We start from the raw sequence: 21,847 nt of genomic DNA, 5'->3' as shown, positions 1-21,847 counted from the left end.
TTCGCTCCGGAGCAACTTTTCAATCTTACCACTTGGCTGATCTTTGTCAACTCGGTGATTTGATCTCGCGCCTAAACTTCTTCGGTTCAAACCGTTCTGTTCGAGCGGCGCGGGTACTAACTCTACACGAAATTTCGATGAACGCAAAACGTTCTGCTGCGGTTTCCTGCACCCGTTTCTCGCCCGGATTCTCGGGGATCTTCACCCCGCTTTCGCCTCCGGCCCTCGTAAAGAGCGTCGAATCGGTTGTTGTGAACCACGTCTCGCATGCGGGGAGAGCGCAAAGAGCGGGCCGGAAGTCTCCGGCCCGCTCTTTGTCGGGTTCTGCCGTTGCGTTGGACTGCGCCGACGTTTGGCCGATCAGAGACCCGTTCTACTGGCCGGCATCCTGACGTCGCCGCGCTACTTCGTAGAGTGCGATACCCGCCGCCATCGAGGCGTTCAGGGACTCCATGGCCGAAGAGATCGGAATCGAGACGATAGCGTCGCAGGTTTCACGAACCAGTCGCGACAGTCCCTTGCCTTCGGAACCAATGACGATGCACAGCGGTTCGGTGGCCAGTTCCAGGTTCGGAAGCTCGACATCTCCCCCGGCGTCCAGGCCGATGACGAAGATACCCGCGGCCTTCATCTCCTTCAGGGCACTGGTCAGGTTGCTGGCCTTGGCGACGGGCACGCGTACGGCGGCGCCGGCGCTGGTCTTCCAGGCCGAAGCGGTGACGCCCACGCTGCGGCGTTCGGGAACAATGACAGCCTGGGCGCTGAAGGCCGAGGCCGAACGGATGATGGCACCCAGGTTGCGGGGGTCGGTGATTCCGTCCAGGGCCAGGAACAACGGCAGGTTGCGCTCGTAGCCCTTCTCGTAGTCCCGGGCGACCTTGCTGGTCAGTTCCACCGCGTCCTGGTACTCATAAGGCGGAACCTGCAGGGCCAGGCCCTGGTGGATGGCGTCATCGGTCATCCGATCCAGCTCCACTCGGCTGGCTTCCATGACCGGGATACCCTGTTCGGCGGCGAGCTTCAGGGATTCACGCACCCGGTCATCAACGTCAATGCGCACCGCAATGTGCAGGGCCTTGGCCGGGATGCCGGCGCGCAACGCCTCCACCACCGAGTTGCGTCCGGTCACCATCTCAGCGTTCACCCGCGGACGGCGGGTGGTGGGACGCTTGGCCTGGGAGCGTTCGGCCAGCTGCTTGCTGCGGTAGGCCTTGTGGTACGGCCGGTCCTCGGCCTTGGGGGTCGGCCCGCGGCCTTCCAGGGACTTGCGGCCCTTGCCGCCGCTGCCCTTGGTCGGGCCCTTCTTGTTCTTGCGAACGGCTCCTGGCCGATCCTTTGGTGTGCTCATACTCGCGGTTTCCTTTAGTTCAAAAATCTGTGGTTAGTTGCCGGGCGCCGGGGCGCCGGTGGTGCGGGGCCTTGCCTGTTATTTCTCCAGGGTCCAGCGCACCCCGTCGGCGGAGTCGACGACGCTGATGCCCAGCGAGGCCAGGGCGTCACGGATCTGGTCCGAACGGGCCCAGTCCTTGGCCGCGCGGGCCTCGGCGCGTTCGGCCAGCTGCGCCTGGATCATCTGGTCGAGCACCTGGTATTCGGCGCTGGTGCCGGTGGTCTCCGGTTCGGTGGCGTCATCCAGACCCAGCACCCGGACCATGGCCAGTACCTGGCTAAGTGCCCGGGCCACCGTGGCCTCATCGTGGTTGTCCAGCGCCGCGTTGCCCTCACGCACGGTCTCGTGCAGTGCCGCCAGGGCCTGGGGGACGTTCAGGTCATCATCCATCGCCGCCGCGAAGGCCTCGGGCACCGTTCCGGACTGGGAGTCCAGAACGGCGTTGGCGGTCCCGGCCGCAGCCTCCAGCCGGTAGCGGGCGTTGGCGATGAAGGTGTCAATGCGCTCGACCGCCGCTGCGGCCTCGGTCAGCGAATCCGGACGGTAGTCCAGCTGCGAGCGGTACTGCGCCTGTCCCAGGAAGTAGCGCACCACCCGCGGGGTTGCCTGCTCCAGCATCTGGTGCGGGGAGATGGTGTTGCCCACGGATTTGGACATCTTCTCGCCCTGGTAGGTGACCATGCCGTTGTGCATCCAGAAGTTCGCGAATCCGTGGCCGGCCGCCGCGGACTGGGCCAGCTCGTTTTCGTGGTGTGGGAAGCGCAGGTCCAGCCCGCCGCCGTGGATGTCGAAGTGTTCGCCCAGGTACTTGCCGGCCATGGCGGAGCACTCCAGGTGCCAGCCCGGACGCCCGCGGCCCCAGGGGCTGGGCCAGGAGGCGGTCAGCGGGTCGCTGTCCTTGTGCCCCTTCCACAACGCAAAGTCGCGCGGGTCGCGCTTGCCGCGCGGGTCGGCGTCGGCCGCTTCCTGCATGTCATCGACCTTCTGGCGGGTCAGTGCCCCGTACTCGGGGAAGGAACGCACGTCGAAGTACACGTCGCCGGACCCGTCGCTGGCCGGGTAGGCGTGTCCCCGCTCGATCAGCAGTTCGATCAGCTCATGCATTTCCGGCACGTGCCCGGTCGCCCGCGGCTCGTAGGTGGGACGGCGTACCCCCAGGGTCTCGTAGGCCCGGGCGAACTCCTGCTCGAAACGGTAGGCCAGGGCGAACCACTGTTCACGGGGACGGTAGTACTGATCGGCGGCGAAGTCCGGCGCGAAGGACGCGGCGGACTTGTCCAGGATCTTGTCGTCGATGTCGGTGACGTTGCGTACGGTGGTCACCGCGAAGCCGCGGTATTCCAACCAGCGGGTGAGGATGTCAAAGACAATTGCGCTGCGAACGTGCCCCACGTGCGGCATCCCCTGCACGGTGGCGCCACAGTAGTACAGCTTGACCTCGCCCTCGGTGATGGGCTGGAAGTCTCGCACGGACGCTGATTTGGTGTCGTAGAATCGCAGGCTCACAGCATTAAGGTTATCCGAAAGCCCGCGGTTCAGGGGCGGCAGGTGGCGCAAATCCCCTCGGTGTCGCCCGCCGGCTGGCGATCCCGGCTGCCGGGGCGCTAGTCGCGGCGATAGACCAGGGCGGTGGCGTAGGCGGTGATTCCGGCGCCCTCCCCTTCGTACCCCAGGCCATCGCTGGTGGTGGCGGTAACGGTGACCGAGGCTTGCGCCGCGTCGCTAAGCACCTGGTTGGCTTCTTCACGGCGAGCGGCGAAGCGGGGACGGCGTCCAACGAACTGTACGGAGACGTTGCCGATCTGATAGCCTGCAGCGCGTACGATCCGGGCGGCCTCGGCCAGCAGCGTGGTGCCGCTGGCTCCCGCCATCTCCGGCCGGTCCACCCCGAAGTGTGTGCCCAGGTCCCCGATTCCGGCGGCGGAAAACAGGGCGTCGCAGGCGGCGTGCGCCACCGCGTCGCCATCGGAGTGCCCGTCGAGTCCCACGTCATCGGCAAACAGCAGTCCGGCCAGCCACATTGGACGCTGCGGATCCTTGCTCACCGCGTGCACATCGATGGCGTTGCCGATGCGTGGGATCAGCGGCTGGTCCATGGCGTCTTCCTCCGTGTCGTCCCGCAGAATTGTCCGTGCGGCGTGAATGTCCTGCGGATGGGTGATTTTCAACGCCCGCTGGTCCCCGGCGATGACTGTCACCGAATGTCCCTGGGCCCGGACCAGGGAGGCGTCATCGGTGACCGCCTCACGCCGGGCGTCGCTGGCTTCGCGCAGCGCGGCATGCGCGGCCCGCAGGACGGGCGCGTGGAACCCCTGTGGGGTCTGCACGGCACGCAAGCTGGCTCGGGCCGGGGTGTCGCGCACCGTGTCGGACCCGCTGGTCTGCTCGACCACGGAAATGGTGTCGGTGACCGGCAGGGCGGGGATGACGGCCGGACGCTGTGGATCCTCCAGAGTCTGCAGGACGCGCTCGAAGGTGTCCGGCGGTGTCAGCGCGCGGGCCACATCATGGACCAGGATCCGGGTCAGGCGCTGGTCGACCGCTTCAAGGCCGGCGCCCACAGATTCGGCTCGCGTCGCGCCGCCAGGCACGCAGCTGACCCGGGGGCCGTAGGGCCGGGCCTGTTCGGCCAGCAGCTCATCGGAGGGGGGCACCACGACCACGATCTGCGCCAGCTCGGCTACCTGCGTGGCCCGGTCCAGGCAGTGCTGCAGCAGGCTGCGGCCCTCGATGGTCACCAGCGCCTTGGGGATTCCGGCACCCAGGCGGGTGCCGCTGCCGGCCGCGACCAGGATCAGCGCGGCATCAACGTTGGGGTGTTCATTCACGTCTTCCAGCCTACTGTGCCCCGGCGCCACGAGGCCGCGCGCTGCTGGTTAAACGAGAGAACCGTGGTTGGTTACCTGTAGCAACCGACCACGGTCGATGATTCTCAGCCGGGGTTTGCGCCCCGGTGTGCCCACTGATCTAGTGGGAAGCCAAAACCTCATCCAAGAGCCCTTCGGCCTTGGTTTCGTCCAGGTCCTTGGCCAGCGCCAATTCGCTGATCAGCACCTGGCGCGCCTTGGACAGCATGCGCTTCTCGCCCGCGGACAGGCCGCGGTCGTTCTCACGGCGCCACAGGTCACGCACGACCTCTGCCACCTTGATGACATCACCGGAGGCAAGCTTTTCCAAGTTTGCCTTGTAGCGGCGCGACCAGTTGGTCGGCTCCTCGGTAAATTCAGCACGAAGGACCTCGAACACATGGTCCAAGCCTTCCTGACCGACCACGTCACGGACTCCAACCAAGTCAACGTTCTCGGCCGGGACCTCGATGGTCAGGTCACCCTGCGCCACCTTGAGCTTGAGATACATTTTCTCTTCGCCCTTGATCTTGCGCATCTTGATCTCTTCGATCATTGCCGCGCCGTGGTGCGGGTAGACTACAGTCTCGCCAACCTCAAAAACCATGTGGATAAACCCCTTTCCCACGTACTAGTCTACCACGACCGGTTTTTTGGCCGCTGTTACCTATGCCCCAATAACCGCGAATTCATGCGGTTTTCACTCTTCCAAACGGGGGAGAAACGTGGTATGAAGAAAGTAGTTCAGAGTCCAACGGACAACCCAAGCCCCTTTCCCGCCGTTGGGGTTGTCCAGTGTTACAGCTCGCCAAATCACGCTTTTCACGCTTAAACCGTTAGGCTAGGTAATAGTCGTGGACTTCGTGTGGCCTGTTTCGAAAATTGCAGAACCCCGAAAGTGCACCACGAAACCATGCAACTCACTATTCTCATCGAGGAGTTTGTGTCGTGATCACCGCACGCATGACCGCTGGACGCCGTATCGCCGCGTCCCTCGCCCTGGCCGGGTTGGCACTGGGTGTCACTGGCTGTGGCGCCATTAACCAGCAGGAAACCACCACCAACTACGCCCCGAGCGATGGCATCATTGCCGATGTCGCCGACGCCAAGGTCCGCAACCTGCTGCTGGTGACCAACGCCGAGCATCAGGAAGCCCGCCTGATTGGCAGCGTTGTCAACAACTCGGACAGCTCCCTGACCCTGAGCGTCAAGGCTGGCAACGCCAGCGCCGTGAAGATTCCGGTCGACGCCTCGGGCACCGTGAAGCTTGAATCCAAGGAATTCGTCGTGGACGGGCTGAACGTGGCCCCCGGTGAGCACGCCGAAGCGACCCTGAGCACCGAGGGTGAAAGCGTGGAGACCAGCATTCCGGTTGTGGACGGCACCCTGAAGGAGTACCGCGAATTCGTTCCCGGCGGCTTCGAGCAGTCGACCACCGACCACCTGACCCCGAGCGAGCAGCCGGAGCACGGCGGCAGCCACTAGGCGGCAGGCCCGGGCGACCAACCGCGAAGGACCGGCGCACCACCCCAGCAAGGGGCAGGTGCGCCGGTTCTTCGCTTTAATGCGTGCGGCACCCAGCGGCGCGTAGTTCACGGGTTCGGGCCCCCGGTGGGCAGGGACGGTGCGCTGCCCGAGCGCACCAGAGCCCTCGCACGGCATTGGGCCGCCGGCACCTTGTGCCGACGGCCCAATGCTGCGGATCCACCCAGCGGTCGGGTTTACACCGTGAACTTGTAGCCCAGTCCACGCACCGTCACCAGGTGCGCCGGGGCGGCCGGGTCCGTTTCGATCTTCGAACGCAACCGCTTGACGTGCACGTCAAGGGTCTTGGTGTCGCCCACGTAGTCGCTGCCCCACACCCGGTCGATCAGCTGGCCGCGGGTGAGCACCCGTCCGGCGTTGCGCAGCAGCATTTCCAGCAGTTCGAATTCCTTGAGCGGCATCGCGATTTCCTCGTTGTTCACGGACACCACGTGGCGTTCCACGTCCATGCGCACCGGCCCGGCGGTGACCACGTTGGTCAGCAGCTCCTCGCTTTCGCCCTGGCGGCGCAGCACGGCCCGGATCCGGGCCAGCAGCTCGCGCGAGGAATAGGGTTTGGTGACATAGTCATCGGCCCCCAGTTCCAGGCCCACCACCTTGTCGATCTCCGAGTCCTTGGCGGTCAGCATGATCACCGGCACCTGGCTGGTGGCCCGGATCTGGCGGATCACCTCGGTGCCCGGCTGCCCCGGGAGCATCAGGTCCAGCAGGACCAGGTCCGCCCCGTGACGCTCAAATTCGGTAACCGCGGTGATTCCGTCATCGGCGATGCGTACCTCGAAGCCCTCACGCTCCAGCAGGTAGGAGAGCGGGTCGGACAGCGACTCCTCATCCTCGACGATCAAAATCCGGGTCATCGGTTTCCTCCTTCACGCCCGCCCTCGGCGGCCGCGCTAGTTCCACTGGCGGAGCGCACAGCCGGCCCCTCCAAATCAAGATCCTGCTCATCCAAGGTCGGGATGCGCAGGGTGAACGTTGATCCCTGTCCCTCCTGGGACCACAGCGAGACCTCCCCGCCGTGGTTGGCCAGCACGTGCTTGACGATGCTCAGCCCCAGCCCGGTGCCCCCGGTCTGGCGGGAACGGGCCGAATCCACCCGGTAGAAGCGTTCGAACACCCGTTCCTGCTCCTCCGCGGAGATGCCCGGACCCTGGTCGGTCACGGAGATCAGGGCGAACCCGTCCCGCTCGCGCAGCCCCACCCCGACGGCGCTGTGCTCCGGGGAGTAGCGGATGGCGTTGTCGATCAGATTGCGCAGCGCGGTCATCAGCAGGTCCGCATCCCCGTGCACCGGGGCCTGAACCTGGCCGCCCACCGAGATCGTGATGTTGCGTTCCTCGGCCAGCAGCTTGTTGCGGTCCACCGCCTCGGCCACCACGGCGGCCACCTGCACCTGCTCCCCGTGCACGATTGCGTCGCTGCTTTGCAGCCGGGAGAGTTCGATGATGTCCTGCACCAGCGCTGAGAGCCGGGAGGATTCCTTATGCAGCCGACCGGTGAAGCGGCGCACCGCCACCGGGTCGTCGGCTCCGTCCTCGATCGCCTCGGCGAGCAGGGAAATCGCCCCGACCGGGGTCTTCAGTTCGTGGGACACGTTGGCCACGAAGTCGTTGCGCATCGCCTCGGTGCGGGTGATCTCGGTGCGGTCATCGGCCAGCAGCAGGATGTACTCCTCCCCCAGCGGTGCCACCCGGGTGTGCACCACCAGTGCCCCTGGACCCAATGCCCCGCGCTGCAGCTCAAACTGGCTTTCGGTGATCACCCCGTCATCACGGACCCGGCGCACCATGTTGGCCAACTGTTCGTGAACCAGGGTGTGTCCGCGCACCAGCCCATAGGCGTAGGCGGCCGGGTTGGCGCGCACCACCCCGTCAACGTCATCAAGCACCACGAAGGCGCGGCCGATCACCGAGAGCACCGCGGCAGCCCCCTCGGGCAGCGTCGGTTCATCCACGGCCGGCAGCTGGGCCGAACGGCGTTGGGCGAAAAAGTATGCCAGGACGCCGACAACACCGAGGGCCAGGCCGATCAGGCCGGCGATCAGGGTTGGAAAGACTTCGTTCACCCCTTCAGGGTATCGGCATTAACCGGTGGTGAAGCGCCGGATGTCGCCGGATTTCCCGCTTCGGGTGTGGTGTTCACCAAACGTTCACCTTTGGCTCCTGCACAGTTAAGCTGGTGCTGTCAGGCTTGTTCACGATCCCTCCGCCATGCCCGAAAACGGGCTGGAACGCCTAGGACCCGAAAGGACGTACGCGAGTGCGCAAAGTATTTCAGGCTGATCTGCAGCAGATCGGCGAAGACCTCATTGAGATGTCACAGCGGGTGGCCGAGGCGATGGAACGCGCATGGGACTCGCTGGCCAACGCGGATGTGGACCTGGCCCAGGAGGTCATTGCCGAAGACGCGAAGATTGACTTCCTGCAGACCCAGCTCGATGAGCGGGCCATTGACACCCTGGCCCTGCAGGGGCCGGTAGCCAGCGACCTGCGCATGATTGTCGGTTCGCTGCGCATGAGCGCCTCGCTGGAACGAATGGGCGACCTGGCCCGGCACCTGGCCCAGCTGGCGCGCCTGCGCTTCCCCAAGCGGGCGGTGCCCTCGGCAATTTCCGAGACCTTCAGCAAGATGGCCCAGCTGGACATCCGCATTGCCCGGGAGCTGGGCCGGCTGCTGGACACCCGCGACCTGGCCATCGCCAGCCAGATCATTGAGCTGAACCGCGAGCTGGACAAGCTGCACTCGTCGGTCTTCCAGATCATTGCCGAGGAAAGCTGGCAGGAGGACGCCCCCACCACCGTGGACGTGTCGCTGACCAGCCGCTACCTGGAACGCTTTGGTGATCACGGTGTCTCGGTGGCACGCAAGGTCACCTACCTGGTCACCGGCGAGTGGGAGCCCCAGGGCTAGGTTCCACCCGGCACGCAAGACAGCACCATGCCACGGTCCGGCATCTCCCCAACGGGATGCCGGACCGTGGCATTTGCGCATCGCCGCCGCCCGCCGGGTCAATGACATACTGGAGACGAACCTAGCCTGCGCCAAGGAGTATTGATGAGCAACGAATCAGAGATGGAACTGTTCTCCCGGATCCTGCTGCATTTCACCTTTGACGGGATCAGCCCGGCCCTGCGGGAACCGGAGGGCATCGCAGCCGAAGCCCGTGAAGGCATCACCCTGCTGCGCGCGCTGGCCGACCGCGGACACCGCGAGAACGCCCGGGACCTGACCGAACAGGCCCTGAGCCAAATCAACGAGGCCTCCCAGCTACCCGAGGCCCCCGCGTCCGTCTTCGCCCAAATCACCAACGAACTGCTCGAGCTGCACACCGAACTCTCGGCCTGAGCATGGCCCGGACACACTCCGTGGCCCGCACCCCGGTCAGCGCCCTGGACCAGGACCTTGCCCAGCTGCGTGACTGCTTCGACCTGCGCCGCGCCGCGGCAGCGCCCCGCGGGCCGGCGGCACGTCAGTGGCTGCAGGACCTGGAACTGGATCTGCTGGATGCCGCCGAGCAGCTGGCCGCAATGCTGCAGGAGGGGCCCGCGCTGCCGGTGTACCAAACCTGCGCCCAAGCCATCGACCTGCTCACCGCAGAGCTGGCCCGCTCCGGGGATGACTACGGGCTGATCCAGGTGGCCCTGCAGGAATTGGCCCCGCTGCACGCCCGGGCCGCCGTGCAGGCAGGAGTCCCGGCTGCCGACTTGGTGCCATGGCTGCTCCAGCAGCAGCTGCGTCGGCCCCCGGCGAACTGGCAGCCGGATGTGTTCGCCTACCGCGCGCTGCTGCCCGGCCCGGCGCTCAACCAATACAAGCAGCGGCTGCAGCGTGCCCTGCAGTCCCTGCAGGCCCAGGCTTCCCGGCAACCGGCGGCCGCGGCTGACCGCCTGCTGCAGGTGCAGCGGGTGGCGCAGTACAACCGCCAACACCTGGCAGTCCTGGAAGCCGACGCCTCGGCGATAGTCCAAAGCCATGGCGGGCCAAGCCGAGATCCGCTGCTCATTGCGCAGGCCCTGCACGAGGCCGGCCTGGCCGGTGCCGCACTGAACTACGCCCACCGCGCCGTGCACGTTGATCTGCCCGACGGATCCCGGCCGCGCGCCGGGGCCCTGCGCTTGTGGCTGCGGCTGCTGGACCGGCTGGACCCCGAACGCTCCATGGCTGCCCGGCTGCAGCTTTTCCACCGCTACGGCGGCTATGAGCTGGCCGAACAAATCTACCGGCTCGGCACCGGTCAGTGGCCGGAACATGAGCAGATGGTCTTTGAGCGCCTGCGCGCCGATTCCCCGCGGGACGCGGTGCGTTTTGGCCTGCAGGTGCTGCAGGATCCGGCACGGGCCTGCGATGAGCTGGGACGCCTGGAGGAACCGGGCCACGCGCTGCTGGATCAGGTGATCAGCGCCGTTGTCCCATTCGCCCCCGAAAGGGCCGTGCCCCTGCTGGAATCAAGCGTGGAAGCCAAGCTGCTGCATGCCGACCGGCGCATGTACCCGCAGGTCGCCGACCAGCTGCGCCAGTTGCTGGAACTGGCGGCAAAAACCGGTGAGACGGCGCGGGCACGGAAGTTCATTGCCCAGGTGCGCATCCGCCATGCGAACCGGCCGCGCCTGCTGGAACAGCTGGACCGCGGTGGGCTGCCCCGCTGAGCGCGAATCCGCACGGCCGGGCCGTTAAACACCGTCGGCATGTCTCGAAGTGGTCTTCGAAACATGCCGATTGAAGAAAGCTGGTAAAAGTGCGGCGATTAGCCTTCGCACTCGACGCAGAATCCGATGTTGCCTTCCTCGCGCACCAGCTGCGAGCGGTGACGGACCAGGAAGCACGAGCCACAGATGAACTCGTCGTCCTTGGCGGGAACGACCGTGACGGTCAGTTCCTCGTTCGACAAGTCAGCACCGGGCAGTTCCAAACCGTCGGTGTGGTCGGTTTCGTCGAGTTCGCGCACGACGCTCTTGGCGTCGGGGGCGTTTGCGGACTTGACCGCATCCAGTGAAGCCTTACGTGCCTCGGCTACATCCGGGCGGACCTCATCGTAATCAGTTGCCACGAATTGCATTCCTAACGTGAGCCATTGTGCTGTTCGAGATAGGAGATTACAGCATAGATGAGACAAAAACACAATCGTGGAGGGAGGTTTCGCTCACAGCCTGTCAACCATGGCCCCGCCGGTAGCGGAAAGGCAAAAGACGTGCCACGTCGGAAGCGCTTTCACGCTTCGGTCGTGGCACGTCTTACAGTGCGTGGAACCTACTTGCGGCCCTGGTTGGCCACTGCCTTGATGGCCTCGGCGGCGGCTTCGGGATCCAGGTAGGTGCCCCCGGCGGTGACCGGGGTGAAGTTCTCGTCCAGTTCGTAGACCAGCGGGATGCCGGTGGGAATGTTCAGCCCGGCGATGTCCTCGTCGCTGATGCCGTCCAGGTGCTTGACCAGGGCGCGCAGCGAGTTGCCGTGCGCGGCGACCAGCACGGTCTTGCCCGCGGTCAGATCCGGCTTGATGGAGTCCTCCCAGTACGGCAGCATGCGCTCAAGCACGTCCTTGAGGCATTCGGTGCGCGGGGCGTCATCGCCCAGCGAGGCGTAGCGCTCGTCGCCGACCTGGCTGAACTGCGAGTCGTCGGCCAGCGCCGGCGGCGGGGTGTCGTAGCTGCGGCGCCACTGCATGAACTGCTCCTCGCCGAATTCGGCCAGGGTCTGCGCCTTGTCCTTGCCCTGCAGCGCCCCATAGTGGCGTTCGTTCAGGCGCCAGCTGCGGTGCACCGGAATCCAGGAACGCCCGGAGGCCTCCAGCGCCAGGTTGGCGGTGACGATGGCACGGGTCAGCAGGGAGGTGTGTAGGACCTGCGGCTTGTAGCCGGCCTCGTCCATCAGCTGGCCGCCGCGCACGGCCTCGGCGCGGCCCTTCTCGGTCAGCGAGACGTCATACCACCCGGTGAACAGGTTCTTCTCGTTCCATTCACTCTGCCCGTGGCGCAGCAAAATCAAAGTATGGCTCATGATTCCCATCTTAGCGTTGCAGGTTCGTGCCCCGGTGGTTCATTGCACCCACCCTGGGCGTTGGTCACCCCTCGGTGCTCCCGGCCCATCCCTCGGAACGGGCGCAGGGACCGGGGGGTCAGTAGTTGTACCAGTTGCCTCCGCGACCGGAGAGCGCCGGGCGCACGTCGGCCAGGTAGACGCAGCAGATGCAGGCGGCAATCAGCTGCAGGAATCCGCCGCCGAGCGCGGCCGCGTTGGGCAGCACGGAAAGCACGGCGATGAAGGCACTGCCGCCGGTCAACGCCATCCAGAACCCCTTGGTGCGCTTGCCCTCGGCCACAAAGCGGTCCCCGGGGTGGCGCACTGCGTCAATCAGCGCCCACAGCGCCAGGACCGCGATCACCAGGGACAGGGCATACATCAGAAAGAATTCGATGGTGCGTGCTAGTTGCATGGTTCCAGCCTACCCGCGCGGCCCCGCGCCGGGACACATTGGCAGCGACACATTTGGCGCACCGGCACCCCGACCAGCCAGCCGACGGCGGCGGGCTCAGCCTTCCAGGCTCCCCAGCGCCTGGCTCAGGTCCCGCCACAGATCCTGCGGATCCTCGATGCCCACCGAGAGCCGGATCAGGTTCGGCGGCACGCTGGCCGGTTCGGAGGCGTGCCGGGCCCGGCGCTCGGCCAGGGTTTCCACCCCGCCCAGCGAGGTGGCCGGGGTAATCAGGCGCAGCGCCGCGATCACCCGGTCGGCGGCCGGGGCATCGGCACCGACCTCCAGGGCAATGATCGACCCGAACCCGTCCATTTGCTCCCGGGCCCGTCCATGGCCCGGATCCCCGGGCAGGCCGGGGTAGCGCACGGCGCCGACCGCCGGGTGGGCCTCTAGCTGTTCGGCCAGGAACTGGGCGTTGGACTGGGCCCGTTCCAGGCGCACCGAGAGCGTGCGCATCCCGCGCAGCGCCAGGAACACGTCCATGGGTGAGGCGATCGCCCCATGCAGGGTGCGGTAAGCGTGCAGCTTCTCCCGCAGCTGCGGGTTGGAGGTCACCGCCGCACCAAGGACCACATCGGAATGTCCGGAGAGCGACTTGGTCACCGAATGCACCACCACGTCCGCGCCCAGGCCCAGCGGGCGCTGCAGCAGCGGGGTGGCGAACGTGTTGTCCACCAGGCTGAGCACACCGTGCTCGGCCGCGGCGGCCAGCAGCACGGGCAGCTCGGCCACCTCCAGCATCGGGTTAGTCGGGGACTCGAGCCACAACGCATCGGCGCCCTGCAGCGCCGCGATGCCGGCGGCGGTGTCGGTGATGTCGATCGGGCGTACCACCACGTCCCCGGCCGCCTCCATCTGGGCCAGCAGCGAGAGCGAACCGTTGTAGGAGTGCCGCGGCAGCACCAGGGTGCCCCCGCGCGGAACCAGTGACAGGGCCGCAGCGATCGCCGCCATCCCGGAGGAGTAGACCAGCGCCGGGAGCGTGGCAAGCTCCAGCTGGCCCAGCAGCTGCTCAAACCCGTCCCAGCTGGGGTTCGCGAAGCGGGCGTAGACCCGGTCGCCGCCGCCGGCCACCGCCTGTGAATGGAAGGTGGAGGTGAAGGTCACCGGATGGTTCACCGGGGCGTTGTTCACGGCCTCGGGCCGGGCGCCGGCCACCGCCAGGGTGTGGGCGCTCCACTGTTCGGGGTCGGTGTGCGGGGTCTTGGTTGGGCTCATAGCGCCAAGATTACGCCCGGGCCGGGAAGCGAAGCAGCAGCATTGCAGCATGTTTCACCGCCGGGCACAGTGAGCGTGACGACTTCTGCGGCCAGCCCGGGCAATCCGGGCCCCGATCTTCGTTAGGCTAGACGGGTGAGTACCGCATCCCCCAGTTCCGCGCGTGGCCTGTTCCTTGCCTTTGAAGGCGGTGACGGCGCCGGCAAGTCCACCCAGCTGCGCCTGCTGCACCAGGCCCTGGCCCGCGGCGGCGCCCCGGTGGTCATCACCCGGGAACCGGGCGGCACCGACATCGGGGAGAAGCTGCGCTCCCTGGTGCTCGAGCACGGGCACGGGCAGATCGATGAACGCACCGAGGCGCTGATGTACGCCGCGGCCCGCGCCGCCCACGTCAACCAGTTCATCCTGCCGCACCTGCGTTCGGGCACCCACGTGGTCACCGACCGCTTCGTGGATTCCTCCCTGGCCTACCAGGGCATTGGGCGCGGTCTGGGGATCGAGCAGGTGGCGGCCGTGAACCGGTTCGCCACCGACGGGCTGGTCCCGGACCTGACGATCCTGCTGGACATCTCCGCGGCCGACGGCCGGGCCCGGCGGGTCACCGCCGGGGGCGGGGTGGAGGACGCCGACCGGCTGGAAGCCGAACCCGATGACTTCCACGAACGCATCCGCCAGGGCTTCCTGGCCCTGGCCGGCGCGGCCCCCGAACGCTACCTGGTCCTTGACGCCACCACCGGCGCCGAACAGCTGCACCGCCAGATCCTGAACCGAGTGCAGGCGATGCTCTGATGCGCCCGGTCTTTGCCGAGCTGGCCGGACAGCAGCGCATCATTCAGGTGCTCGAGCGCCAGATTGAACTGGGCGCGCCCACCCACGCCTGGCTGTTCACCGGCCCGCCCGGTTCCGGGCGCACCACTGCGGCCCGGGCCTTCGCCGCAGCCCTGCAATGCGAGCGCCAACCGGCCGGTTGCGGGCAGTGCACCGCCTGCGTGCAGGTCCTGGAGGGCACCCACCCGGATGTGGACTTCATCTCCACCCACAAGGTCGCCTACCAGATCGAGGACGTGCGCCAGCTGATCACCCGCGCCCAGGAAAGCGCGCGCACCGGGCGCTGGCGGATCATCATCATTGAGGACGCGGACCGGATGACCGAGCGCACCACCAATGTGCTGCTCAAGGCCATCGAGGAGCCGCCGGCACGCACCCTGTGGTTCCTGTGCGCCCCCTCCCCCGCCGATGTGCTGGTCACCATCCGCTCCCGCTGCCGCGCGGTGAATCTGTCCATCCCTTCCGTGGATGAGGTCGCTGATCTGCTGGTGCGCCGCGACGGGCTGAGCCAGGAGCAGGCCCACTTCGCCGCCCGCGTCTCCCAATCCCACATTGGGGTGGCCCGGATGCTGGCCCGGGACGAACAGGCCCGCTCCCGGCGCGAGGAGGTCATCAGCCTGCCGCTGCGCCTGCGCACCCTGCCCCAGGCGATGGCGGCCGCCGCCCAGGTGGTGTCCCTGGCGACCGACCACGCCGAGGCGACCACCGGCGCCTCACTGGCCGAACGCACCGCGGCGCTGCGCCACGCGAACGGGCTGGGCGAGGAGGAAACCATCCCGCCGGGCCTGCGGGGGGCCTTCAAGCAGCTGGAGGAGGACGCCAAGCGCTTCTCCCGCCGCGCCACCTTCGATTCTTTGGACCGCACCCTGATCGACCTGACCACTTTTTTCCGTGACGTGCTCACCCTGCAGCTGGGCACCCGGGTGGAGCTGATCAATGAGCACCGGCGCAAAGAGATCAGCGCCTACGCCGCCGCCCAGCCCAGCGAGAAAACCCTCTCCCAGATCGACGCGATCAACGGAACCCGCCGCCGCCTGGCCGCCAACGTCACCCCGCTGCTGGCCCTGGAGGCGCTGATGTCCACCCTGCTGCAACCGGTCCGACGATAGTTTTCCAGCGCTGCGGCGCTCACCAACCCAAGGAGTGACACGTGTCCGTACGTCCACGCCACCGCCGGTGGCTCCCCGCCGCGGCCTTCAGCGCGGTGCTCGCACTGCTGGTCAGCGGCTGCTCGGCCCCCACGGAACAACGCGCCGAACCGGAGCCGGTGGCCCAGGGGCTGCAGAGCTACTACGAGCAGCAGCTGCAGTGGGAAAAGTGCGGCAGCGTCATCGAATGCGCCACCCTGAAGGTGCCGCTGGACTATGAGAACCCGCAGGATGGCTCCATCGACCTGGCGCTGAACCGCCGCGTCGCCCAGGGCAGCGAAAAGAACCTGCTGGTGAACCCCGGCGGCCCGGGCGGCTCGGGGCTGGACCTGGTCAAGTCCTCGGTGCCGTTGATGTTCAGCAAGGAACTGCAGCGCGAATACAACGTCATCGGCTTCGACCCGCGAGGGGTGGGCAAGAGCACCCCGGTCACCTGCCTGGACGACGCCGAACAGGACGAACTGCGCCAGCAGAACCAGCGCAGCTGGGTCCCCGCCGAACGCGAGGAAATCCGCGCCGAGTCCAAGAAGTACGCCGACTCCTGCCTGGAAAAGACCGGTGAGCTGCTTGGCCACGTGGATACCGCCAGCGCCGCGAAGGACATGGACATCATCCGCGAGGCCCTGGGTGATGAGCAGCTGGACTACCTGGGCTTCTCGTACGGCACCTTCCTCGGCGCCACCTACGCCGACCTGTTCCCGGGCCACGCCGGGCGGATGGTGCTGGACGGGGCCATGGATCCAAAGAGCACCTCCAGCCAGGTGGACCTGGCCCAGGCGGTCGGCTTCGAAAAGGAAATCAAGGCCTGGCTGGAAGACTGCGTGGAAAGCGGGGACTGCCCGTTCACCGGCACCGCGGAGGACGCCTACAAGCAGCTGCAGGACTTCTTCAAGAAGCTTGAGGCCAAGCCCATGGTGGCCAGCGACGGGCGCAAGGTACCGGTCATCGACTTCATCAACGGCTTCATCATCCCGCTCTACGAGTCAACCTCCTGGCCGATGCTCAGCTCGGCGATGGCCGACGCGTTGGAGGGCGACGTCGATCAGATCCAGTACTTCGCCGACCTGTCCGCCGGCCGCGACGAGGAGGGGAACTACACGGGCAACACCACCGAGGCCTTCGGCGCGGTGACCTGTCTGGACTACCCGATGGACGCGGCCGAGGCGCGGATGGAGGCCGAGGCCAGCGAACTGCAGCGCCAGGCTCCCATCATGGGCAAGTACCTCTCCTACGGTGCCCTGGGGTGTGAGGATTGGCCGTTCGAGCCGACCCGGGTTCCCGGCGAGCTGCACGCCGACGGCGCCGGGGACATCCTGGTGATCGGAACCACCGGCGACCCGGCCACCCCGTACCACTGGTCGGAATCACTGGCCAAGCAGCTGCAGGGTGGGGTGCTGCTGACCTATGAGGGCCACGGCCACACCGCCTACGGCCGCTCGAATGACTGTGTGACCCAAGCCGTGGACGGGTACCTGATTGATGGACAGGTTCCCGAAGACGGAACCAAATGCTAGACCGCTGCCAGCCGCCCTCGCGTTTTGACGAGCCAAGAGCGACTCGGATAAAGTGACTTGGTGCCCTAGTGGCACTTGGCCTCCTTAGCTCAGGGGTAGAGCAGCTCCCTCGTAAAGAGCAGGTCGCCGGTTCAAATCCGGCAGGGGGCTCGGCCAAACGCCCTTGTCAGAATCGCCAGCGATTGTGACAAGGGCGTTTTTCGTACCCGCAAGGCTACGCCGACGCCGCCGGTGGCCGTTTCAGGGAGCGACGGATAACGCCGGATGATGCCGGGTTCGGATCAATCAGCCAAGACCAGGCCGATCTTTGTGAGGTTCTGCGCTGGATCGGCGTCCGGTTCCGGCTGCGTCAGGTACTGTTCCCAGGCCACCTCGGCGGGGTTCAGCCCCTGCTCCAGCACCCATTGGCGCAGATGGGCGTGCGCTGCTGCCAACTGTTCGTAGTCGCCCTGCACCACCAGGGTGGCCGTACGGGCGGCCGGCAGGATTGCGCCCGCCATGGGTTGCACGGAACCCAGCGGGGCGTCCAGCGGCAACGCCACGGCCAAGTCGATCAGGCGGCCGGGGGTGCCGTAGGTAATACCCAGCGGGGCGCCCACCAGCCGGCGGCCGCTGTCCTGCAGCGCGGCAAACAATTGGGGAAAACTGGCGTCATAGAACGCCCTAATCTCGTCAAACCCCAGGGTCTTGCGGATCAGCGCCAGGTGCACCAGCGGGTGATCCTCGATGACGGGCTCGGGAAACTGCTCTGCGCTCATGTTCGCTCCATCTGGGTCGGCGAAAGGACAACGCCAGTCTAGAGCGCAGCGGCCGGCCCCACCAGAGGCAGGGCCAGCCGCCGTGCCCCGCGGGTTCTAGGCGAAGTCGGCGGTTGCCGGATCCGAGGCGATCCGCCCTTCGGCCCCGCGGTCCAGGCCGGCGATCTTTTCTAGGTCCTCGGCGTCCAGGTTCACATCCAGCGCCGCGAAGTTCTCAACGATCCGCGATTCGGTGACCGACTTGGGGATCACCACGTTGCCCAAGGCCAGGTGCCAGGCGATGACGACCTGGGCGGTACTGGCCCCGTGCTTCTCGGCAATCTCAACGAGCACCGGGTCCTTGAGCAGCTCGCCGCCCTGTCCCAGCGGCGACCAGGATTCGTGGATGATCCCGTGTTCCTTCTCGTAGGCGCGCAGTTCATGCTGCGGGAAGTACGGGTGGGTTTCGACCTGGTTGATCACCGGGCGGACACCGGTGGCTTCATGCAGCTCCTCGAGCGCCTCGATGGTGAAGTTGGCGACGCCGATGGAGCGGGCCCGGCCCGATTCCTTCAGCTGGACCAGGGCCTTCCAGGTATCCACGTACAGTTGGCGCTTGGGCTGCAGCCAGTGGATCAGGTACAGGTCCACGTAGTCGGTGCCCAGCTTCTGCAGCGAGGCATCAAAGGCGGTCAGGGTCTTGTCGTAGCCCTGCTCGGAGTTCCAGACCTTGGTGGTGATGAACAGCTCCGGGCGTTCCAGCCCGCTCTCTGCGATCGCGCGGCCCACTCCTGCCTCGTTGCCGTAGATCGCAGCGGTGTCGATGTGCCGGTAACCGGCCTTCAGTGCCGCGGCGAGCACCGGCGCAACCTGCTCATCGGGAATCTGCCAGACACCGAAGCCCAGCTGGTCAATGGAATTTCCGTCCAGGAACGTGACTTGTGGAACTTGTCTACTCATGTTCCCAATCTAGTGTGCGCACCGGGTGCGGGGAAACCGGAAAACGGGTCAGTCGCGCACTTTTTCCAAGGCCGCCTCAGCGGCCTGGACTCCTTCGACAACGATTTGCACGCGGGTGCGCACCGCGAAGTTGCTGATATCGCTGCCGGCTTCGGCCTGCAGCCGGGTCATCGCCAGCACCTGGGCACTGGTGGCCAGGTCATTGGCGGCCTTGGTCAGGGCCCGGTGCACGTCAAAGGTGCGTTCGGGCACGAATTCCTCTTCACTGGGAGTCAGCTTCTGGGCCCGGGTGCACACCACGCGCACCCGCGGCTGCAGGTCGGCCAGTTCATTGGCGCAGGCCATCAGCTGGTTGTGCAGCTCGTCGTTGCCGATTCCCTCCACCACCTGGAACACCCGGTCCAGCGAACGGTTGAACCGGTCGTGGGCGCGACGCCACACCCCCTGCCCGAGGTCGCGGTTGGCGGCGCGGGTTTGGCGCAGCCGGGAAAAGAAAGCCATGAGCTAGTGGTTGCCTTCCTGTGCTCTGGTACCGGTTTAAGAGTACCGGGATTCGCAGACCAGCCCACCACCGGCAGTGGCCGCCGCATCCTTGATAGATGCGACGGCCACTGCCCGCTGCGATTAGGGTGCCCGGACCGGGTTCCTAGCAGCAGCGTCCCTGCGGGTTGCGCTCCTGCCAGTCGGTGTAGTCCTTCCAGAACTCCCGTTCGTTCATCGGTTCCTCGCCCGGATGCTGGCGCCGGTGGTGTTCCAGGTAGTGCTGGTACTTGTCGGCGCCCAGCACCCCGTCGACGAACTTCTTGGCCTTGGACAGGCCCTGGACGAATCCCATGTTCCCCTCCCCTAGTGCCCCGCGGCGGGGGTGGTGCCGGTGGCCTCGTGGTAGTCCTTCCACTTAGCCTCCAGTTCCTTCTCCGCCGGCAGGGAGACAATGCCCTGCGGTGCATAGATCTTGGATTCCACGTACGGGTCTTCGGTGTCATCGGCCGCGTTGAGGTTCCGGGCACGCACGGTGGCGATGATCGCGGCTACGATCACGATGACCGAAAGCAGCAGGAACGCCACCGAGAGCCAGCCCTGCACGCCGGTGTTGCGCACGACCGCCTCCATGGCCTCCACGCTCTTGGTGCTGCCCAGGCTGGTTTCCCCGTTGGCCAGCGCTTCCTTGTAGGCGTTGTGGTTGGCGAAGTAGCCGACCTTCACGTCGGTGGAGAAGATCTTCTGCCAGCTGGCAACGAACGTGATCACGACGGTGAACGCCAGCGGCAGCACGACCACCCAGAGGTGCTTGAAGTTTCCGCGCTTGGCCACGATGGTCATCACGATCGCCAGGGCGATCGCCGCCAGCAGCTGGTTGGAGATGCCAAACAGCGGGAAGAACGTGTTGATCCCGCCCAGCGGGTCGGTGACCCCGAGGATCAGGATGTACCCCCAGCCGGCGACCATGATCGCGGTACAAAGCCACGCCCCGGGACGCCACGAGGTGTCCTTGAACTTCGGGACGAAGTTGCCGATGGTGTCCTGCAGCATGAAGCGGGCCACACGGGTTCCGGCGTCCACCGCGGTGAGGATGAACAGGGCCTCGAACATGATCGCGAAGTGGTACCAGAAGCCCATCATCGCGGTCCCGCCGAACCACTGGTGCATGATCGTGGCAATGCCCACCGCCAGGGTCGGGGCGCCGCCGGTGCGTGAAACCACCGACTCCTCCCCGACGTGGTTGGCCAGGTCGGTCAGCGTCCCGGGCTCCAGATGCACCCCGGAAAGCCCCAGCGAGTTCACGAACGCCACCGCGGTTTCCACGGTGCCGCCGGTGGCGGCGGAGGAGGCGTTCATGGCGAAGTAGATGCCGCGGTCGATGGAGATCGCGGCGACCAGGGCCATGATGGCCACGAAGGATTCCATCAGCATGCCGCCGTAGCCCAGGAAGCGGGTCTGCTTTTCCTTCTCCACCAGCTTCGGGGTGGTGCCCGAGGAGATCAGGGCGTGGAACCCGGAGAGCGCGCCACAGGCAATGGTGACGAACAGGAACGGGAACAGGCTGCCGGCCACCACCGGCCCATCGGAGCGGGAGGCGAATTCGGACACCGCCGGGACGTTGATTTCCGGGCGCACCACAATGATCGCGATCGCCAGCAGGGCGATCACACCGATCTTCATGAAGGTGGACAGGTAGTCGCGCGGGGCCAGCAGCAGCCAGACCGGAAGGATCGCGGCGATGAAGCCGTAGATGATGATGGCCCAGGCGATGGTGGTGCGTTCCATGTGGAAGAACTCGGCGCCCCACGGGGTTTCGGCGATCCAGCGTCCGGAGATGATGGCGAACATCAGCAGCACGAAACCGATGATGGACACTTCCAGCACCTTGCCCGGGCGGATGAAGCGCAGGTAGATGCCCATGAACAGGGCGATCGGAATGGTCAGGCCCACCGAGTAGACGCCCCAGGCCGATTCACCCAGCGCGTTGACCACGACCAGCGCCAGGATGGCGACGATGATGATCATGATGGCCAGGGTGGCGATCAGGGCGGCGGTGCCGCCGATGACGCCGAGTTCCTCGCGGGCCATCTGGCCCAGTGAGCGGCCGCCGCGGCGCATGGAGAAGAACAGCACCAGGTAGTCCTGCACCGCTCCGGCCAGCACCACGCCGACGATGATCCAGATGGTTCCGGGCAGGTAGCCCATCTGCGCGGCGAGCACCGGGCCGACCAGCGGACCGGCCCCGGCGATCGCGGCAAAGTGGTGACCAAAGAGCACCCGGCGGTCGGTGGGCACGAAGTCCCGGCCGTTGTTCAGGTATTCGGCCGGGGTGGCGCGGTGGTCATCGGGTTTGGCGATCTTGCGTTCGATGAACTTGGCGTAGAAGCGGTAGGCAATCAGGTAGGTGGCCACCGCGGCGAACACGAACCAGATGGCGTTGATGGTCTCGCCGCGGGAGAAGGCCAGGACGGACCAGGCCACGGCCCCCAGCAGCGCGATCGCCACCCAGATAATGATCCGCGTCGGGGTCCAGCGGTTCTCCTCGCGCTCGGCCACTTGCGGATCGACCGCTGCCGGCGGCAATGTATGACTGCGACTCATGGCAACTTACCTTTCGAGAGGGTGCGGTGATGATGTGCCCCGTGATCTGGGTGACCCCATGCTATGAAGCGGGTCACCCAGATGTAAACAAATCCACACTACTCC

The 21,847-nt window shown here is 66.3% G+C and carries 22 protein-coding genes and 1 tRNA gene; 8 read left to right on the top strand and 15 right to left on the bottom strand.

Annotated elements, in window-relative coordinates:
* Positions 1-373 precede the first annotated feature (373 nt).
* From rlmB to AC6I21_RS02310, 4 genes are all read right to left on the bottom strand, one after another.
* On the bottom strand, positions 374-1,348 hold the full coding sequence (gene rlmB, locus AC6I21_RS02325; protein ID WP_138925629.1) for a 23S rRNA (guanosine(2251)-2'-O)-methyltransferase RlmB: 975 nt from the start codon (positions 1,346-1,348) through the stop codon (positions 374-376).
* 78 nt (positions 1,349-1,426) lie between these two features.
* Positions 1,427-2,896 carry a cysteine--tRNA ligase gene (gene cysS / locus AC6I21_RS02320; RefSeq protein ID WP_497763017.1) on the bottom strand — a complete coding sequence of 490 codons (1,470 nt, stop codon included), beginning with the start codon at positions 2,894-2,896 and terminating at the stop codon, positions 1,427-1,429.
* Between the two features lie 98 nt (positions 2,897-2,994).
* Positions 2,995-4,218 carry a 2-C-methyl-D-erythritol 4-phosphate cytidylyltransferase gene (gene ispD, locus AC6I21_RS02315; protein ID WP_497763016.1) on the bottom strand — a complete coding sequence of 408 codons (1,224 nt, stop codon included), beginning with the start codon at positions 4,216-4,218 and terminating at the stop codon, positions 2,995-2,997.
* A gap of 139 nt (positions 4,219-4,357) precedes the next feature.
* On the bottom strand, positions 4,358-4,843 hold the full coding sequence (locus tag AC6I21_RS02310) for a CarD family transcriptional regulator (RefSeq protein WP_054821813.1): 486 nt from the start codon (positions 4,841-4,843) through the stop codon (positions 4,358-4,360).
* A gap of 341 nt (positions 4,844-5,184) precedes the next feature.
* Here AC6I21_RS02310 and AC6I21_RS02305 point away from each other — a divergent pair, with 341 nt between their 5' ends.
* Entirely contained in the window at positions 5,185-5,721 is a 537-nt protein-coding gene (locus AC6I21_RS02305; RefSeq protein ID WP_054821814.1) for a hypothetical protein, read from the top strand.
* 236 nt (positions 5,722-5,957) lie between these two features.
* Here AC6I21_RS02305 and AC6I21_RS02300 read toward each other — a convergent pair whose 3' ends face one another.
* Both AC6I21_RS02300 and AC6I21_RS02295 read right to left on the bottom strand, forming a co-directional pair.
* A complete protein-coding gene (locus AC6I21_RS02300; protein WP_138174920.1) occupies positions 5,958-6,638 on the bottom strand; it encodes a winged helix-turn-helix domain-containing protein in 681 nt (226 codons plus the stop codon).
* Entirely contained in the window at positions 6,635-7,846 is a 1,212-nt protein-coding gene (locus AC6I21_RS02295) for a sensor histidine kinase (RefSeq protein ID WP_497763015.1), read from the bottom strand. The genes AC6I21_RS02300 and AC6I21_RS02295 overlap by 4 nt, the downstream gene beginning before the upstream one ends.
* Before the next feature lie 194 nt (positions 7,847-8,040).
* On the opposite strand from AC6I21_RS02295, the gene phoU reads away from it, so the two are divergent.
* From phoU to AC6I21_RS02280, 3 genes are all read left to right on the top strand, one after another.
* Positions 8,041-8,691, top strand: a complete 651-nt coding sequence (gene phoU, locus AC6I21_RS02290) for a phosphate signaling complex protein PhoU (RefSeq protein WP_138174924.1) — start codon at positions 8,041-8,043, stop codon at positions 8,689-8,691.
* Between the two features lie 144 nt (positions 8,692-8,835).
* Positions 8,836-9,126 carry a hypothetical protein gene (locus tag AC6I21_RS02285; protein ID WP_343833316.1) on the top strand — a complete coding sequence of 97 codons (291 nt, stop codon included), beginning with the start codon at positions 8,836-8,838 and terminating at the stop codon, positions 9,124-9,126.
* Positions 9,127-9,128: 2 nt separating this feature from the next.
* Positions 9,129-10,427 carry a hypothetical protein gene (locus tag AC6I21_RS02280; RefSeq protein ID WP_497763014.1) on the top strand — a complete coding sequence of 433 codons (1,299 nt, stop codon included), beginning with the start codon at positions 9,129-9,131 and terminating at the stop codon, positions 10,425-10,427.
* A gap of 98 nt (positions 10,428-10,525) precedes the next feature.
* Here the strand turns inward: AC6I21_RS02280 and AC6I21_RS02275 are convergent, their stop codons facing one another.
* The 4 genes from AC6I21_RS02275 to AC6I21_RS02260 all read right to left on the bottom strand — a co-directional run bounded on the left by AC6I21_RS02275 (position 10,526) and on the right by AC6I21_RS02260 (position 13,471).
* Positions 10,526-10,828 (bottom strand): DUF4193 domain-containing protein, encoded by a 303-nt coding sequence (locus AC6I21_RS02275; protein WP_054821669.1) that lies wholly within the window; start codon positions 10,826-10,828, stop codon positions 10,526-10,528.
* A gap of 200 nt (positions 10,829-11,028) precedes the next feature.
* Positions 11,029-11,775, bottom strand: coding sequence for a phosphoglyceromutase (locus AC6I21_RS02270; RefSeq protein WP_212743868.1), 747 nt, complete (start codon positions 11,773-11,775; stop codon positions 11,029-11,031).
* Between the two features lie 118 nt (positions 11,776-11,893).
* A complete protein-coding gene (locus AC6I21_RS02265; protein WP_054821668.1) occupies positions 11,894-12,211 on the bottom strand; it encodes a DUF2516 family protein in 318 nt (105 codons plus the stop codon).
* A 96-nt stretch (positions 12,212-12,307) separates the two neighbouring features.
* Positions 12,308-13,471 (bottom strand): trans-sulfuration enzyme family protein, encoded by a 1,164-nt coding sequence (locus tag AC6I21_RS02260; RefSeq protein ID WP_497763013.1) that lies wholly within the window; start codon positions 13,469-13,471, stop codon positions 12,308-12,310.
* A 135-nt stretch (positions 13,472-13,606) separates the two neighbouring features.
* Between AC6I21_RS02260 and tmk the strand changes: the two genes are divergently transcribed.
* From tmk to AC6I21_RS02240, 4 genes are all read left to right on the top strand, one after another.
* Positions 13,607-14,260, top strand: coding sequence for a dTMP kinase (gene tmk / locus AC6I21_RS02255; RefSeq protein WP_396277881.1), 654 nt, complete (start codon positions 13,607-13,609; stop codon positions 14,258-14,260).
* The gene (locus AC6I21_RS02250; RefSeq protein ID WP_497763012.1) at positions 14,260-15,408 is read left to right on the top strand and encodes a DNA polymerase III subunit delta'; all 1,149 of its coding nucleotides are present in this window, start codon (positions 14,260-14,262) and stop codon (positions 15,406-15,408) included. Before tmk ends, AC6I21_RS02250 begins: the two co-directional genes overlap by 1 nt.
* A 41-nt stretch (positions 15,409-15,449) precedes the next feature.
* Complete coding sequence (locus tag AC6I21_RS02245; RefSeq protein WP_138174936.1) at positions 15,450-16,961, top strand: alpha/beta hydrolase; 1,512 nt, start codon at positions 15,450-15,452, stop codon at positions 16,959-16,961.
* Positions 16,962-17,039: 78 nt separating this feature from the next.
* A tRNA-Thr gene (locus AC6I21_RS02240) sits at positions 17,040-17,111 on the top strand.
* Positions 17,112-17,242: 131 nt separating this feature from the next.
* Here the strand turns inward: AC6I21_RS02240 and AC6I21_RS02235 are convergent.
* From AC6I21_RS02235 to AC6I21_RS02215, 5 genes are all read right to left on the bottom strand, one after another.
* Complete coding sequence (locus tag AC6I21_RS02235; RefSeq protein ID WP_497763011.1) at positions 17,243-17,719, bottom strand: GyrI-like domain-containing protein; 477 nt, start codon at positions 17,717-17,719, stop codon at positions 17,243-17,245.
* A gap of 96 nt (positions 17,720-17,815) precedes the next feature.
* Positions 17,816-18,658 (bottom strand): aldo/keto reductase, encoded by an 843-nt coding sequence (locus AC6I21_RS02230; protein ID WP_446754452.1) that lies wholly within the window; start codon positions 18,656-18,658, stop codon positions 17,816-17,818.
* Positions 18,659-18,706: 48 nt separating this feature from the next.
* A complete protein-coding gene (locus AC6I21_RS02225) occupies positions 18,707-19,159 on the bottom strand; it encodes a hypothetical protein (RefSeq protein WP_497763010.1) in 453 nt (150 codons plus the stop codon).
* 145 nt (positions 19,160-19,304) lie between these two features.
* Positions 19,305-19,493 (bottom strand): CstA-like transporter-associated (seleno)protein, encoded by a 189-nt coding sequence (locus AC6I21_RS02220; RefSeq protein WP_054821094.1) that lies wholly within the window; start codon positions 19,491-19,493, stop codon positions 19,305-19,307.
* A gap of 11 nt (positions 19,494-19,504) precedes the next feature.
* Positions 19,505-21,742 carry a carbon starvation CstA family protein gene (locus tag AC6I21_RS02215; RefSeq protein WP_343833335.1) on the bottom strand — a complete coding sequence of 746 codons (2,238 nt, stop codon included), beginning with the start codon at positions 21,740-21,742 and terminating at the stop codon, positions 19,505-19,507.
* Between the last annotated feature and the right edge of the window lie 105 nt (positions 21,743-21,847).

The sequence above is a fragment of the Glutamicibacter sp. St.4D3 genome, assembly GCF_059728615.1.
The sequence above is the reverse complement of the archived record's forward strand: the minus strand, read 5'-3'. Positions and strand labels throughout refer to the sequence as shown.